We start from the raw sequence: 14,829 nt of genomic DNA, 5'->3' as shown, positions 1-14,829 counted from the left end.
GCTGCACGTTGGCGAAACCGCAGCCGAACAGCTGCTTGGCGCGGTCGATGGCCAGGTTCTCGGCGACGTCGACGAACTGGCAGCCGCCATAATAGCGACGACCGGGATAGCCTTCGGCGTATTTGTTGGTCATCACCGAACCCTGCGCTTGCATCACGGCGGCAGAGACGATGTTCTCGGAGGCGATCAGCTCGATCTCATCGCGCTGACGGCCCAATTCCGACGTGATCGAGCCAAAAAGCTCAGGATCGCGATCCGACAGGGATTGCGTGAAAAAACCGTCTGTTCGTTGCGGGGCGTTCACGTTGAAACCTCCTGAAAAGGGTTAGCCGGTCCAGCCGAGGCCAGCGGAAATGGCATTCATGGATTGCAGCAAAGGCACAGGAACCGATCCTGCCTGCGGCTCGCTTCGGGCCTTTCGCAGCAGCTCGACTTGCAGCGCGTGAATGCGGGCCAGTTCGGCCCGTTTACGATCAAACCGCTCGCACAGACGAGGAAAACGGTGACCGATGGCCTGACCGCCGGTCAGAAACTGCACTGCGCTGCAGGCACTGTCGTATTCCACTTTGATAGCTCGCGAGATGCGTTGGCGAGTCTCCGCATCGGGGACCAATTCGCCGTATTGTGCGGCGATATCCATATCCGCCTGATAGAGCGATTTTTCCATCTCATCGACGGCGAGGCGGAACAGGCGAGAGTCATTAAACATGTCCTGCAGCACTTCATCACCGCGCGCGCCACGGAATTTACGAAAGCTGGTCATAGCGGCGCCAAACCCGTACCAACCGGTGATCAGGTGACGGTTCTGCGACCATGCAAAAACCCATGGTATGGCCCGTAGGTCATCCAGACTGGCAGCACCGAACCGGCGGGTCGGGCGGGAGCCGATTTTCAGGCGGGCGAGCTCTTCGACCGGGCTGGCTTGCTGGAAATAGTCCAGAAAGCCCGGCATCTGAAGAAGCGAGACATAGGCCGTCTGAGACAGTTCCGAAAGGGCATCCAGCGCGTCGTCGAACTCGGGCCGGGCAGGGGTTTCGCCGGGATTGGCTGTATGGCGCAGCGTGCTTGAAAGCAGCAATTCCAGATGCGCCGCAGCCGTACCGCGGTTGGCATATTTGGTCGAAACAACCTCGCCCTGTTCGGTTACGCGCAATCGCCCGGCAATTGTTCCGCTGGGTTGCGCGGCGATGGCGCGTCCGGTAGGTGCGCCGCCCCGGCTGACCGAGCCGCCGCGCCCATGGAAGAACGTCGCCTTGAAGCCTTGCGAGGCCAGTGCCGACACGATCCGGCGTTGGGCACGCTCCAGTTCCCATGTTGAGCAGAAATAGCCGCCATCCTTACCGCTGTCTGAATATCCCAGCATCACCTCGATCACGTTACCGTCGGTTTTGAGGCTGCGGCGGGCAAGCGGAACGCCCAGAACATCCAGTAGGATCGCCGGGGCGTTACGCAGATCGGCAATCGTCTCAAACAGCGGAACCACCGAAATATCCAGTGTCTCGGACCCGAACCCGGCATAACGGGCCAGCAGGTAGACGCCGAGAATATCGTCGGCAGAACGGGTCATGGACAGGATGAACGGACCAATTGCCCTGGGATCTGGCCCTGATCGCACGCTGTGGACCAGCGCCAGAAGGGCGAGCAATTCCTGTGCCTGATCGCTCAGCGCGTCGCGGCTTTGATAAGGCAGGTTCTGATCCGACAATTCGGTCCGCAAACGGGCAGACCATTCGGTCGTGCCATAGTCCAGAGCCTGCCCGGATAGTGACCAGATTTCGGCCAGAACATCGGTCGTGACGGTCGAATTCTGGCGGATATCCAACGTTGTGGTTCGGAACCCAAAAACCGTCGCAGCTCGGCGCAAGGGGCGGATATGCCGTTGCGCAAGAATATCGGCATTGACCGCGCATAATGCGTTATCAAGCGCATCAAGATCGCTCACGAATTGTGAGATGTGATCATAGCCGCCATCTGTCAGCCGATGGCGAATTGCATTGAGAGCCTGCCGAAACGGTTCGTTCCGATTGCGGCCAGCATCCGGAAACCGGTCGATTATTTTTTGTATGCGCGCCCTGTTGAGCTCGGGCAGCGGCAATATGAGTGCACTTATGCTCAGCATGCTTGCAGCCCGATCAAGGGCCTGACGGTAAAGGTCAAGAACCGTTTCACGCCCGCGTTGCAGGGCCAGCGCGGTCATCTCGGTCGTGACATTCGGATTGCCGTCCCGATCGCCGCCGATCCAGCTGTGAAAGCGGATATCGGGTGTTTCATTCAGTGTCTGGCCCTGCACATGCAGGCAGGCCTGATCGAACCGATCCATGACCTGCGGGACGGCGTCAAAGATTGCATCCCGGAAGAATTGCAACCCCCATTCGATTTCATCGTGCAGGCTTGGGCGTGTCAGGCGAAGTTCACCCGTCAGCCACAGAAGATCGACTTCACCCTCCAGGCCATTCAGCAATTCGGCGCGTTCGGTCGGGGTCCAGCGTTGGGTTTCAAGACCGACGAGGTTGCGGTAAATCCGACGGTGGATTTCCAGTACAGTGACCCGTTTGGCCTCGGTCGGATGCGCGGTCAGGGTGGGACCGACGCACAGATCAGCGGTGAGCTTTTCCGTCTGGCGATCCGTCAGGGAAAGGTCAGACAATACCTCGGCGAATCCGCCTTCGACCGCTTCGGCCCCGCTTTGGGTCTCGATCAGGCGACGGTCCCGGACTTCTGCGTTTTCGTCAATGATGCGCAAAAGTTGGAACCAGATCGACAGGGCCTGCAAGTATGGCGTTGCTTCAGGCCCGGTAGGGATGGGTTTCAACGGCGTGGCGTCGGCCCAGGTCGCCACATGGGGCGCCCGTTTCAGCAAAATGTTCCGCCACAACACTCGCAGTTCCGAGCGCAACCCTTCGGCATAATTCGAAGGTTCCGGGGTGGGTTGAATATTCCGCGCCAGTGCTTGCATCAGATCACCTGATCCCGCGGAGTGCGGCCCGCAAAAAAATCGCCGAGATTGTCGAGTACGCGGAATCCCATGGCTTCGCGGGATTCGAGCGTGGCGCTGCCCAGATGGGGCAACATCACCAGATTGTCGCACTGCAGCAGGTCTGAGCTGATCCGGGGTTCGCCGTCAAAGACATCCAGCGCCGCGCCGCCGATCGTGTCGAACATCAGCGACTGTACCAGAGCGTGCTCGTCCACAACTTCGCCGCGTGCGGTGTTTATAAGGAATGCGTCAGGCTTCATCAGGTCGAGCCTGCGCCCATTGATCAAGTGCCGGTTCGTCGATCCACCGGGGCAATGCAGCGAGACGAAATCGCATTGTGGCAGCAAATCATCGACCGTTTCGACCTGCGTAGCGTTATACTGCTTCAGTACCTCTGCTGACACTGCGCTGCGGTTTTGAACCAGAATTTTCATGCCAAAGCCGTGATGCGCGCGCCGCGCCAATTCCTGCCCGATCCGTCCAAAGCCGATAATGCCAAGCGTCTTGCCGCTGACCTTCGTACCGACAAGGTGGGTCGGGCGCCAACCGGACCAGTTTCCAGCGCGCAGTTCGCGCTCGCCTTCGCCAGCGCGACGGGCAACCATCAGCAGCAATGTCATGGCCAGATCGGCCGTACATTCGGACAGGACATCCGGTGTATTGGTCACGGTCATCCCAAGATTGCGCGCCGATGGTTCGCAGATATGGCTGTATCCCACGCCATAATTGGCGAGGATTTTGGTCTGTGCTGTGGGAACGTCCAGCGCCTCGGCGCTGAGCGTATCCGTGACCGTGGGCAGAACAGCGTCATAGAGTTTCAGAGCATCGCGGATTTCGGCCGGGGACATTGGTTTGTCCCCGGTATTGAGCACGGCGTTGTAGTTCTCGGTCAACTGCGCTTCGACCGCAGCAGGCCAACGACGGGTGACAAGAACCGAAGGCTTAACCATCACGCAGCCTTCCCCATGACACGGGCAATCGTTTCACCGATGACGGCAGGGTTTTCGGCGACGGTCACACCGGCGGCGGACAGAATCTCGACCTTTTCCGATGCGCTTTCACCGAAAGCCGAGATAATCGCGCCGGCGTGGCCCATGGTCCGTCCTTTTGGCGCGGTCAGACCCGCAACATAGGCAATGACGGGTTTGGTGATGTGATCGCGGATATATTCAGCCGCCTCAGCCTCTTGTGGCCCACCGATTTCGCCAATCATGGCAATAACCTCTGTATCCTCATCCCACTCAAAGCGTTCGAGAATGTCACGGAACGAGGAACCGTTGATCGGATCACCCCCGATGCCGACGCTGGTCGAAACTCCGATACCGCGCTCTTTCAACTGCGCCGCAGCCTCATAGCCAAGCGTCCCCGAGCGGCCAATGATGCCGACATTGCCGGGTAGGTAGATATGCCCAGGCATGATCCCCAACAGAGCTTTGCCGGGGCTGATCGTTCCGGCACAGTTCGGGCCGGTCAGCACCATACGCTTGTCCTTTGGATAGCGATACATGTAGCGTTTGACGCGGATCATATCCTGGGCCGGAATGCCGTCGGTGATGCAAACGCAATAGCGGATACCCGCATCTGCGGCTTCCATGATCGAATCCGCTGCAAACGGTGGCGGGACAAACACAAGGCTCGCATCCGCGCCGGTGGCTTCAACAGCCTGCTTGACGGTGTCAAAGACGGGCACACCTTCGACGGTTTCGCCGCCTTTTCCGGGAACGACGCCGCCGACTACGTTGGTGCCATATTCCAGCATGTCCTTGGTATGAAAGCGTGCCATGCGTCCGGTGATGCCCTGAACGATTACGCGAGAGTCGCGGTCGAGAAGAATGCTCATTATACAGCCCTCACCTTGGTGTTTTGGGTCAGATCGTTCCGCCAAGCACCCACCGCCCGTTCGGCGGCTTCCATCAGCGTTGTGGCACGGATGATCGGCAGGCCGGATTTGGCGAGGATCTTCTGACCCTCTTCGACGTTCGTCCCGGCAAGACGCACAATGACAGGGATGTCGATCTCCAACTCGCGCAGCGCCTGTACGACGCCTTCGGCAACCCAGTCGCAGCGGTTGATACCGGCAAAGATGTTGACCAACACCGCCTGAACATTCTTGTCAGACAGAACCAATCGGAAAGCCTTGGCGACACGTTCCGGCGAGGCACCGCCGCCAATGTCGAGGAAGTTCGCAGGCTCGCCGCCCGCCAGCTTGATGGTGTCCATCGTGGCCATGGCCAGACCTGCACCGTTCACGATGCAGCCGATATTGCCTTCAAGGCCCACATAAGACAGCCCCCGGTCCGCCGCACGGCTTTCACGCGGGTCTTCCTGACTTTTGTCTCGCAGTTCGGAAATCTGGGGGTGACGGAACAATGCGTTGTCGTCAAAGCTCATCTTCGCATCCAGTGCCAGAACCCGATCGTCGCCAGTGACGACCAGCGGGTTAACCTCGACCATGGTCGCGTCCAGTTCGTTGAAAGCGGCATAGCAACCCTGCAACGTGCGAACCATTTGCTGCACAAGACGGGGTTCAAGGCCCAGATTGAAAGCAATCTCGCGGGCCTGGAATTCCTGCAACCCAACGGCGGGCTCCACGATCGAGCGCACTATGCTGTCAGGGCGTTCGGCAGAAATCTCTTCAATTTCCATTCCACCTTCCGACGAGGCTACGATCATGACCCGCTGGCTGGAACGGTCCAGAACGAAACCCAGATAAATCTCGCGATCGATCGGGACGGCGGATTCGACATAGACACGATAGATGCCCTTGCCTTCCGGTCCGGTCTGGTGGGTCACCAGCTTGCGGCCGAACATCTCGTCGCAGGCCGTATGTATCTCATTCTCGCTGTTACACAGCTTGACGCCGCCCGCCTTGCCCCGGCCGCCTGCGTGGACTTGTGCTTTGACAATCCACTTGTCTCCGCCAAGCTCTCGGGCGCGATAGGCTGCCTGTTCAGGGCTATAGGCTAACGCGCCGGACGGTATGGCAACACCGAAGTTCGAAAGAACTTCCTTCGCCTGATACTCATGAATATCCATCTGCATTCCTCCCGTTTATGCAGTGCGTTCAAGCAGCGATCGACGTGCCGTAACGGCTTTCGAGCAATGCCTCGATCTCTTCGAAATCGATGGTGCCGCCCAGTTCGCGCATGGCTTCGGCGAATAGACGGATGATCTGGCTGATCGCCTGGCGGTTCAGCTGGTTGAGGATGCCGATCCGGACCTGCACCGGGGCGCTCAGCGTCGGCCAGATACCGAACCCACGCGCCCGGCAATTCTGGACCAGCTCCATCTCGCGCCCGGCCAGATCCGGTGGCAGGTTGAGGACCAGAAGGCTGGGCATGTCCGAAGTCACTTCGCATCCCATTGCGGTTACGGCATCGCGCAGCACCTTTTCATGTGTGCGGTACGAAGCTGACCGCTTTGCCAATCCTTCAGTCAGCGTCAGACGAAGGGATTCATGGAAGGCTGCCACAGCGTAGCCGGAATGGGTCCGATGATAGGTACCTTTCTCGACGTCCTGCCCATCGACGATTCCCCAATGACGGGCCTCGAAAATGGGATTGTGGACATAGCTATAGGCACCTGTTGATTTAAGGCTGTCGATATATTCATCGGAAAAGCTGACCGGCGCATAGGTCAATGGCAAACAGCACAGGCCCTTTTGCGGGCAAGAGGCCCATCCAGCGATGCCTGGATAGTCGTCGATCCGGAAGTCTTCGACACCCAAAGACGAAACGGCATCGATCAGACCCATTGCGCCATGACGTTCACAGGCATCCGAGAACCCGCGCAGATCATTGATACGACCTGAACCCGTTTCCCAATGCGCCATGAATGCCCATTTGGGCTTGTGCTCCGCCAGTGCGGCTTCGACCATTTCACCGGTCACCGATTGGCCATGCGGCACGTCGATGATGGTGACACTGGCTGCCTGCGGGTCCAGAGGGTTTGCGGCATGCTCTTCCGGCGTTGCCGCCTTGATGCGAAGGGTTAGCGTGTCGATGCCAGAAAATGTGCCATTGTTAAATGCAACAACCTTGTCGCCGGGCATGACGGCCGAGAACATGGTGTCCAGCGCGCTCCAGCCGGTACCTGCGACTGCGAATGTATATGTATTCGAAGTGCCCCAGATCTCGCGCAGCATGTGCTTGCATTCGACCATGCCGCGCAGAACGTCGCCCTGCATGTGATCCGCAACCCCGGCGTTGAAGAAGGCCTGCAGAACGCGAGCGTCGGTGTTACCCGGCCCCGGACCAGCAGCCAGCGTCTCGGGAATTTCGAGCGTGGGGTAAATCTGGAAAGTCATTCGATCCTCCTTGATCGTCGGGGTGGTCGACCACGCCCAAATATCGTGTTGTGGATCAGAAAAGCGTTGCTTGCTTCATAGCACAACGTAATTTACTACTGCTTTAGGCCTTCTAATAGGACTGGAGAAAACCTACCCGTTTTGGCAAAAAAGCCGATGCCTACCAAGAACTAACCTATTCTAATGGGTAGTAAATTGGAAATTTGGATGTAAAAACAATGTCAGACCATTCAGAGCGACCGATCGACGTTATGCTTGCCGATAACAACCCACTGGTGTTGTCGGCCATGTCAGAGATTTTCGAGCGCGATCCGCGATTCTCTCTGATTGCTACATCTGCAACTGCCGAAGGCTTCCTGGGCGCGGTCATGAGAGTACCGGTAAAGGTCTGCGTGATAGCCTGGAATTTGCCGGTCTTGGGTGCAGCCAAACTGATCGAAGTATTGCGTGAGCAAGAAAACGCGCCCCGTTTTGTCGTCTACGGCGATGAGGCAGGAGATGTTCCGCGCCTTGCAATGCAGGCTGGCGCAGCGGGGTTCGCTTCGCGGTCGGGTGAGGTTGAACGCCTGTTGGAAACCTGCGCAGACGTAGCGGTCGGCAAAATGGTGTTCCCATTCATCGACGTTCGGAAAATGCAGAGAGACCCGATCCATACCCTGTCACGTAAAGAGCGCATCATACTTGAAGCGCTGGCCAAGGGCTTATCGAACCGCGATCTTTCGAAAGAGCTGCAAATCTCAACCAACACTGTCAAGTTTCACCTGTCCAATATATATGAAAAGCTCTCAGTCAAAAATCGGGCTCAAGCGATTGCATTCTTCTACTCTTCTGGCGCAGCCTCAGATTAATTGAATTGCGCCAATAGCCGGGCGTGTACTATCGAACACGCGATATCTGGGTGTAAGTGAAATTATGTTCAATCACCTCCAGGTTTGACATCTGACTCCTTCGCAAATCTGGTTTCGGCTAAACCGGACACGAGCCATCTAGCCTAATTTCTGCGCTCGTTGCTTGCATCCACGATCGGACGAAGCAGAACCACCTGAGCAGGGGGGAATTTCGAACAACTTGTTTCCTGTTTTGCACGAACCAAGTCGGTGATTGACGATATGAGTGTTCCTACCAAGTGGAGAGTAGGAACACTCATGACAAGCCCAGGCAACCTTATCTTGTTCGTAACGGACAATCATGCGCGAAACTTTTTAGGTGTGGCAGGCCATTCTCACGTACGGACACCGAACCTCGACAGCCTGGCAAAACGCGGCGTCCATTTCAAAAGCGCTTACGCTGCCACGACATTATGTTGTCCGGCGCGGGCCGCCATCGCAACTGGTCGCTACCCGCATCAAACCGGTTTTTGGGACAATGCAACAATGTACGACGGGTCGGTCAAGACTTGGCACCATCATCTGCGCGATGCACAGGTATCGGTCACGGCGATTGGAAAACTGCATTACCGGTCGGCCGAAGATGACAACGGCTTTACCGAGGAAATCCACACCATGCATGTGGTCGGAGGCGTTGGTTCTCCCCTGACGCTATTGCGGGCAACCGACGACGGCGTGCCAAGCCGAGCCGGACATAAGGCGATTTACCGAAATTCGGGGCCCGGCCAGACCGACTATCAGATCTATGACCGTCAGATCACCGAGAGGGCGATTGATTGGTTGCGCAGCAATGCGGACAACCCCGAGCCTTGGGCTTTGATAGTCTCATATCCCAGTCCGCACCCGCCGTTCCGGGCTGATCAGGAATTCTGGGATCTATATCCACCCGAAGACATGCCTTTGCCGTCCACATGGGATGTGCCAAACCGCTATGACCATCCTGCGATGGCCTATCTGGCGTGGATGAACCAACTGCCTGAGGGCGTAGACGAAACCTTTATTCGGAACGCCTATGCGGGATATTGCGCCCTGATTACTCAGACCGACGCTGAAATCGGCAAGGTCATCGACATGGTGGACGAACTTGGCCTGACCGACACGACGCGGATGGCATATACTTCAGATCATGGTGAGGCAATTGGCGCCCACGGTATTTTGGGTAAGGCCAATCTGTATGAGCATTCCGCTGGTGTTCCCCTAATTCTGGCAGGCCCCGGCCTGCCCGTGGGCAAAACCGTGTCCGATTGTGTCAGCCATGTGGATTTGTTCCCGACCATTCTGGATCTGTTCGGCGTCCCCAACGAAAGTGGCGGAAACCTTCCGGGCTGTTCCCTGTTGAAGGTGATCGGGGGTCAGCAGGGCCCGCGGTCGGGATTTGCCGAATATCATGCGATGGGCAGTGTGAATTCCAGCTTCCTGATCCGTCAGGACAATTGGAAGCTGATCTATCACGTCGATATGCGTAATCAGCTGTTTGATCTGGCCTCGGACCCTGATGAGGCAAATGATTTGCTTGCGGGCGGAGGAACGCACCCGAAAGAGGCAGAGTTGACCGCATTGGTACGCAAGCAGGTCAACCCCGAGGACCTGAATGCATGCAGCAAAGCAGACCAGCTTGCCCGGATCGAAGAATTGGGAGGTTACGAAGCGGTAAGAAACGCTGGATCCATTGCGGCCTCGCCCATTCCGGGCAAAGAGGTCCGTCTGGAAAAGATATGAGTATTGGGGTCAATCGGCGTCCAGCACCTTGTCCAGATGCTTTCGATAGGTCAGAACCTCTTGACGGATTGCATCCTTGATCAATGCTGCTGTCACTGTGTCCTTAATTACTGGACGCTGGCTTAAAGAAGTTGAGCAAAATCAGTGCTTGATTGTGCCTTTAATTTCTGGACTGTATCCTTAATTGTCGGACTGTGCCTTTAATTCCCGGACGGAGTGTACTGTGGATAAGTCGTGTGGGGATGATCTTGTCTAATGAAGTAGAGAACCCAGAAGAAAGAGCGCTCGCGGTTGAACGGGCCAACACGTTGCGTCCAATAATAGAACTTGAGGAGGCGGGGCAGGATATAGGACCGTCGCTATTGGAAGCGGCCAACATGATGGGCGTTTCTAGAAGCACTGCATGGGACTTTTACCGTCGTCTCAAGACTAGTGATGGGCGCGCGAGCTCCTTACTCCCCAAACGACGCGGACCGAAGCATGGCTCACGCCGCTTGGAACCGGATGTGGAGCGCATAATCGAGAACGTTCTACGTCAACACTACCTCGTTCCAGAACCGCCAAGTTTTCTGAGGATTGTCAACGAGATCCGGGCGGAGTGTGGAGCGCGAGGCTATCGGCGTCCCACCCGGCGTACGATCAAGGCGCGTGTCGAGGCTATGGATCAACGCGAGGTGATGCGGAAGCGGAAAGGCACAAAGGCAGCGAGACAAGCTTTCGAGCCGAGGGTAGGGGGCTTGGACGTGGAGCGCCCCTTGGAAGTAGTCCAAATCGATCACACTCTGGCTGACATCATTCTTGTCGATCAATTCGAACGTAAACCTTTGGGGCGGCCTTGGTTGACTCTCGCAATCGATGTCGCGACCCGCGTTGTTCTGGGCGCATATGTGAGTTTCGATACGCCGTCCGTCTTGTCCATCGGTTTGTGTCTGCACCACTGCGTGGGAACGAAGTCGATCCGCGCGCCAGAGATACTGGAGGAGTTGTATTGGCCTGCTGCTGGGATTCCGCAAGCCGTTCATGTTGACAACGGGCGGGATTTCCGCAGCGACGCCTTCCAGTCGGCCTGTGCAGATTGGGGGGTCTCAGTCGAGTACAGGCCACCGGGTCGGGCGCATTACGGCGGCCATATCGAACGTCTGATAGGGACAACCATGGGCGCAGTTCATGTACTGCCGGGAACAACGCAATCATCGCCCAAAGACAAGGGGGACTACGACAGCTCCGGCAATGCGGTAATGACATTGGAGGAGTTCGAGGATTGGCTGCACTTGGAGATATGTCGCTATCACAATACCCGTCACAGCGGATTGGGGAGAGCACCGCTGGCGGCCTGGGCAGATCTCGGTGGTGATGGCGCAGGCAGAAAGGTCGTTGATACCGAGGCGTTTCGCATCAGCTTCCTTCCTTCCGAACGTCGGCATCTCGCTCGGACCGGGATCAAGCTGTTTTCTGTCGGGTATTGGAGCGACGCATTTGGTCCAATGATCGGCCGTGGCGTCGGGAAGGTTACTGTCAAATACGACCCTCGCGATATGTCCCAGATTTGGGCTTTAAATGACGAAGGACGGACCATAGTAGCGCGCTACAAGAACTTGTCGCGGCCACGGATTTCGCTTTGGGAGTCGCGGCGTGCGCGCTCGATATTTCACGAACGCCAAGGCGGGACGATCCCGGAGTCGATGCTGTTTCAGATTATTGAAGAACAAAGGCGCATCGCGGACACGGCCAAGCAGCAAACACTGGCGGTGCGGCTGGAGGGTGAACGTCAAGCGCGACTTCCAAGCGACAATACAAAACGCGATCCATCCCGCGAGATGTTCGCGATCGATACCAGTAATCCGGATCTTCCTACCTACCCGATAGATGATATTCATGGAAACAAACGAAAGACTTGATCTGGTCCGCAGTGACCGGTGGATCGCATTCGATCGCGCAAATATTGTACTCAACAGGCTCACGTCTCTCATGGAAATGCCAAAACAGTCCCGGATGCCAGGCCTCATGGTTTACGGCAGTTCAGGGATAGGAAAGACCATGATCGCGAAGCGAATGGAAAGCCTGTACCCAACGCAATACGAAGCAGATATTGGCGTCACCCGAACACCGATCCTATTATTGCAGGCGCCTCCAGCACCCGATGAGAGGCGCTTTTATCAGCACGTTCTGGCATCGATCGGCGCACCCATGTGGGGGCGTCACACGGTGTCCGAACTGGAGGTGCGTGCCCTCAGCCATTTGCGCGACATGGACTTGAAGATGATCATGATCGACGAAGTCCACAACTTGCTCGCGGGCAGCTATCGTGAGCAACGACGCTTCCTGAACATGCTGCGGTTCCTCGCCAATGATCTCTGCGCATCTCTCGTCGTCTTTGGTGTGAATGAAGCGGTCGACGCCATTCGCGGCGACGAACAACTGGCCCGACGACTGGACGAGCATTACTTGCCTCTCTGGGAGGACGATATCGAGTTCTCTCGTCTCATCCAGACGCTGATCGCCGCGATGCAATTGGAGCGCGGATCCAGCCTCAGTGTGCATTCGCTTCGAACCATTCTGGGTGTGACCGGCGGTGTTACGTCGCGGGTATTCACGATGGTCAAGGCGCTTGCGATAGACGCTATCGAGACAGGCGAGGAGCGTATCACGGATGAGGCTGTTCAAGCCTGGCAACCGATCTGGGCCAAGCACAGCTGGAACATTCGAAGACAGCCCGTTCCGGCGTTTCAGTGACTATTCGTCCGTTGCCGAGGCGTCCACCACCGCTACAAGACGAATTGTTATCAAGTTGGGTCACCCGGCTTGCTGCGGCCAACTATTGCTCTGTTCCTGAATTGCTTGGCTATCTCGGGTTCTCGGACGAACAGCCACCTGATACCAGTCACGAACTGCAAGGCACAGATATCAAACGGTTCGGTGCCCTTGCCCGTCTGTCGTCGAGTGACGTGCGGGGCATGTTGCTCGTCCGCCGCGCAGAACTTCCAGTAGAAATTGTATCCTGTTCAGACTTTCAACACTGTCCGACTTGCACGCAAAAAGTGCCCGGCATTTCTCTGCGTCATTGGCGCTACGCATGGTCTATGGCCTGTAATTCCTGCGGTACAGGACTATTACCTCTCGGCACGGCGCTAGGTGAAGAGTTTCAAGTTCCGGCAAGGTTGAAAGTCCGAGCTTCAAAGGGCGCTGCTTGGTTAGAGCAACTGTATTTGCGCGGAAGTCAGCATGTTGGTCGGCAATTGGACTTGGCGCTACAGGTGGTACGGGTACTTGCGCCAGAACTTCGCCACGCGAGGCCCTGCTCCAAATCCTTCCATGACCGGTATGCTATGCTCGCTGCTGTTTATCTATTGATGACGCGACCATTGGTGGCCGTATCTATTGCGATGCATCGTGATCCTACCGCACGAGATAGGTTACGCATGGCATTCCCTGGTCAACGCAACTTATTGGATCAACTCGTACACCTTTCATGCAGTTCGCCGAGTCCGGCGAAAGATGATTGTAAAATTCGGAAGCCCTGGTTCCCGGCAAGCAAATCAGACAACACCACGAAACCCGATTTTCTGGCTGCGGCGAAAAAAGCAATCGAACAACTCGGCGTGAATGCGGACCGTGCGGAGTTACTCCGATGCGCGGATCGCACTCTCGAAAAAAGTCGCCGCTAGCCTGTGGATATCCGAGAATTAAGGGCACAAAACCGGGCCAAATGTCCGGCAATGTATCTGCGTCCAGTAATTAAGGACACAATGACACCAGCACAGCTTCTCTGATGATCAAGAACGCCGCCAACACAATTAGTACGCCCTCGACGACGGCAGAAAGATACTCGGCTTTTTTGTGACCAAAGGGGTGGTTTTCATCAGGGGGTTTATTGGCAACCCGAACTGCGAAGTATGCCAGCAACGCCGCAACGACATTCACGGTAGATTCCATTGCGTCTGACAACAACGCCACCGAGCCTGTCAGCCACCAAGCCAACAGTTTTAGTGCCAGTACCGCAATGGATATCGGAATGGACCAAAGAGCGATTTTTTGTGTCATTTGGCCGCGACCCTCAGTCAATCATGAACAGAAACTCGGGTGATTGGTGAACTCCGATGTTCAAAACGTAAAACAGGTGGTTGGTGAAAAGGGAATAGGCCTCACCGCTTCCTACTGGCGACCGGCAACAGCATCTGGTCCCCGAAGCATGGCGCCAAACGACTGTTACTCGGATGGAAGCCCCGTCGACGAAACAGGAACAGCTTTGAGATAGGCGGCAATCGCCAAACGGTCCTCATCCGTGAGGCGTGATGTGTTCTCGATGACGTCCACCATCTCACCACCTGCGCTGTCATAATCCGGTGTGAAACCAGATTTCAGGTACTCGGCGATGTCAGCCTCGGACCATTCAAGCTGGTCTGAGGTAAGGCCGGGGATACGTCCCTTTCCGCTGGGGTTTGGTGCTCCCGTCAACCAGAGATCGCGTTGCATACCCCCTAAGCTGTTGCGTGGCGTATGGCATTCGGCGCAATGACCCAGCGCCTCGACTAAATACCGGCCATGTCGTTGTTGGTCGGTCAGATCACCAGCGAGCACCCAACCTGGCGACATGAACAAGAGTTTCCATCCCCCCAATCCGCGCCGAACGTTAAAGGGAAAACCTACCTCATGCGAGACGCTTTCGGCTTCGGACGCTGGCAGGGTGCTGAGGAATGCATGGAGCGAAACGACGTCCTCGTCCGTGATGTTGGCGTAAGATGTATAGGGAAACGCTGGAAAATAGTGCTGTCCTTCGGGCCCGGTCCCATGGATCAGAGCATTGGCCAGATCAAGGGCAGACCAGGACCCAATGCCAACTTCTGGGTGACTGGAAATGTTGGGGGCAATGAATGTGCCGAATTCCGTCTCAAACCGGCGACCACCGGAAAGCATGAGCTTGTCTTCACCAACCGCATCCT

11 protein-coding genes and 3 pseudogenes are annotated in these 14,829 nt (G+C 56.6%); 6 read left to right on the top strand and 8 right to left on the bottom strand.

Annotated elements, in window-relative coordinates; all coding sequences use genetic code 11:
- From glyA to ACR0LF_RS23115, 6 genes and pseudogenes are all read right to left on the bottom strand, one after another.
- Window positions 1–304, bottom strand: a pseudogene (glyA, locus tag ACR0LF_RS23140) (serine hydroxymethyltransferase); the annotation flags it as partial.
- 21 nt (window positions 305–325) lie between these two features.
- Window positions 326–2,956 (bottom strand): phosphoenolpyruvate carboxylase, encoded by a 2,631-nt coding sequence (locus ACR0LF_RS23135; RefSeq protein ID WP_480583852.1) that lies wholly within the window; start codon window positions 2,954–2,956, stop codon window positions 326–328.
- Window positions 2,956–3,927 (bottom strand): 2-hydroxyacid dehydrogenase, encoded by a 972-nt coding sequence (locus tag ACR0LF_RS23130; RefSeq protein WP_480583849.1) that lies wholly within the window; start codon window positions 3,925–3,927, stop codon window positions 2,956–2,958. Before ACR0LF_RS23130 ends, ACR0LF_RS23135 begins: the two co-directional genes overlap by 1 nt.
- The gene (gene sucD, locus ACR0LF_RS23125; RefSeq protein WP_170712916.1) at window positions 3,927–4,817 is read right to left on the bottom strand and encodes a succinate--CoA ligase subunit alpha; all 891 of its coding nucleotides are present in this window, start codon (window positions 4,815–4,817) and stop codon (window positions 3,927–3,929) included. The genes ACR0LF_RS23130 and sucD overlap by 1 nt, the downstream gene beginning before the upstream one ends.
- Window positions 4,817–6,013 carry a malate--CoA ligase subunit beta gene (locus ACR0LF_RS23120; RefSeq protein ID WP_480583846.1) on the bottom strand — a complete coding sequence of 399 codons (1,197 nt, stop codon included), beginning with the start codon at window positions 6,011–6,013 and terminating at the stop codon, window positions 4,817–4,819. Before ACR0LF_RS23120 ends, sucD begins: the two co-directional genes overlap by 1 nt.
- A 28-nt stretch (window positions 6,014–6,041) precedes the next feature.
- A complete protein-coding gene (locus tag ACR0LF_RS23115) occupies window positions 6,042–7,283 on the bottom strand; it encodes a pyridoxal-phosphate-dependent aminotransferase family protein (RefSeq protein WP_480583843.1) in 1,242 nt (413 codons plus the stop codon).
- A gap of 218 nt (window positions 7,284–7,501) precedes the next feature.
- Between ACR0LF_RS23115 and ACR0LF_RS23110 the strand changes: the two genes are divergently transcribed.
- The 6 genes and pseudogenes from ACR0LF_RS23110 (at window position 7,502) to ACR0LF_RS23085 (ending at window position 13,554) form a co-directional block, all read left to right on the top strand.
- On the top strand, window positions 7,502–8,131 hold the full coding sequence (locus ACR0LF_RS23110; protein WP_480583840.1) for a LuxR C-terminal-related transcriptional regulator: 630 nt from the start codon (window positions 7,502–7,504) through the stop codon (window positions 8,129–8,131).
- 297 nt (window positions 8,132–8,428) lie between these two features.
- Window positions 8,429–9,889 carry a sulfatase family protein gene (locus tag ACR0LF_RS23105; protein WP_480583837.1) on the top strand — a complete coding sequence of 487 codons (1,461 nt, stop codon included), beginning with the start codon at window positions 8,429–8,431 and terminating at the stop codon, window positions 9,887–9,889.
- Between the two features lie 242 nt (window positions 9,890–10,131).
- Window positions 10,132–10,593: pseudogene (locus ACR0LF_RS23100) on the top strand (DNA-binding domain-containing protein); the annotation flags it as partial.
- 51 nt (window positions 10,594–10,644) lie between these two features.
- Window positions 10,645–11,787 carry a transposase gene (locus ACR0LF_RS23095; protein WP_480583855.1) on the top strand — a complete coding sequence of 381 codons (1,143 nt, stop codon included), beginning with the start codon at window positions 10,645–10,647 and terminating at the stop codon, window positions 11,785–11,787.
- The gene (locus ACR0LF_RS23090; RefSeq protein ID WP_170753574.1) at window positions 11,756–12,622 is read left to right on the top strand and encodes a TniB family NTP-binding protein; all 867 of its coding nucleotides are present in this window, start codon (window positions 11,756–11,758) and stop codon (window positions 12,620–12,622) included. The genes ACR0LF_RS23095 and ACR0LF_RS23090 overlap by 32 nt, the downstream gene beginning before the upstream one ends.
- Window positions 12,619–13,554, top strand: a complete 936-nt coding sequence (locus ACR0LF_RS23085; protein WP_480583834.1) for a TniQ family protein — start codon at window positions 12,619–12,621, stop codon at window positions 13,552–13,554. Before ACR0LF_RS23090 ends, ACR0LF_RS23085 begins: the two co-directional genes overlap by 4 nt.
- A gap of 91 nt (window positions 13,555–13,645) precedes the next feature.
- Here the strand turns inward: ACR0LF_RS23085 and ACR0LF_RS23080 are convergent.
- Together ACR0LF_RS23080 and ACR0LF_RS23075 are read right to left on the bottom strand one after the other, a co-directional pair.
- Window positions 13,646–13,930 (bottom strand): annotated as a pseudogene (locus ACR0LF_RS23080) (cation diffusion facilitator family transporter); the annotation flags it as partial.
- Window positions 13,931–14,095: 165 nt separating this feature from the next.
- The coding region (locus ACR0LF_RS23075; RefSeq protein WP_480856487.1) for a cytochrome c at window positions 14,096–14,829 on the bottom strand (734 nt) is incomplete at its 5' end.

This window comes from Ruegeria sp. E8 (genome assembly GCF_056533985.1).
The sequence above is the reverse complement of the archived record's forward strand: the minus strand, read 5'-3'. Positions and strand labels throughout refer to the sequence as shown.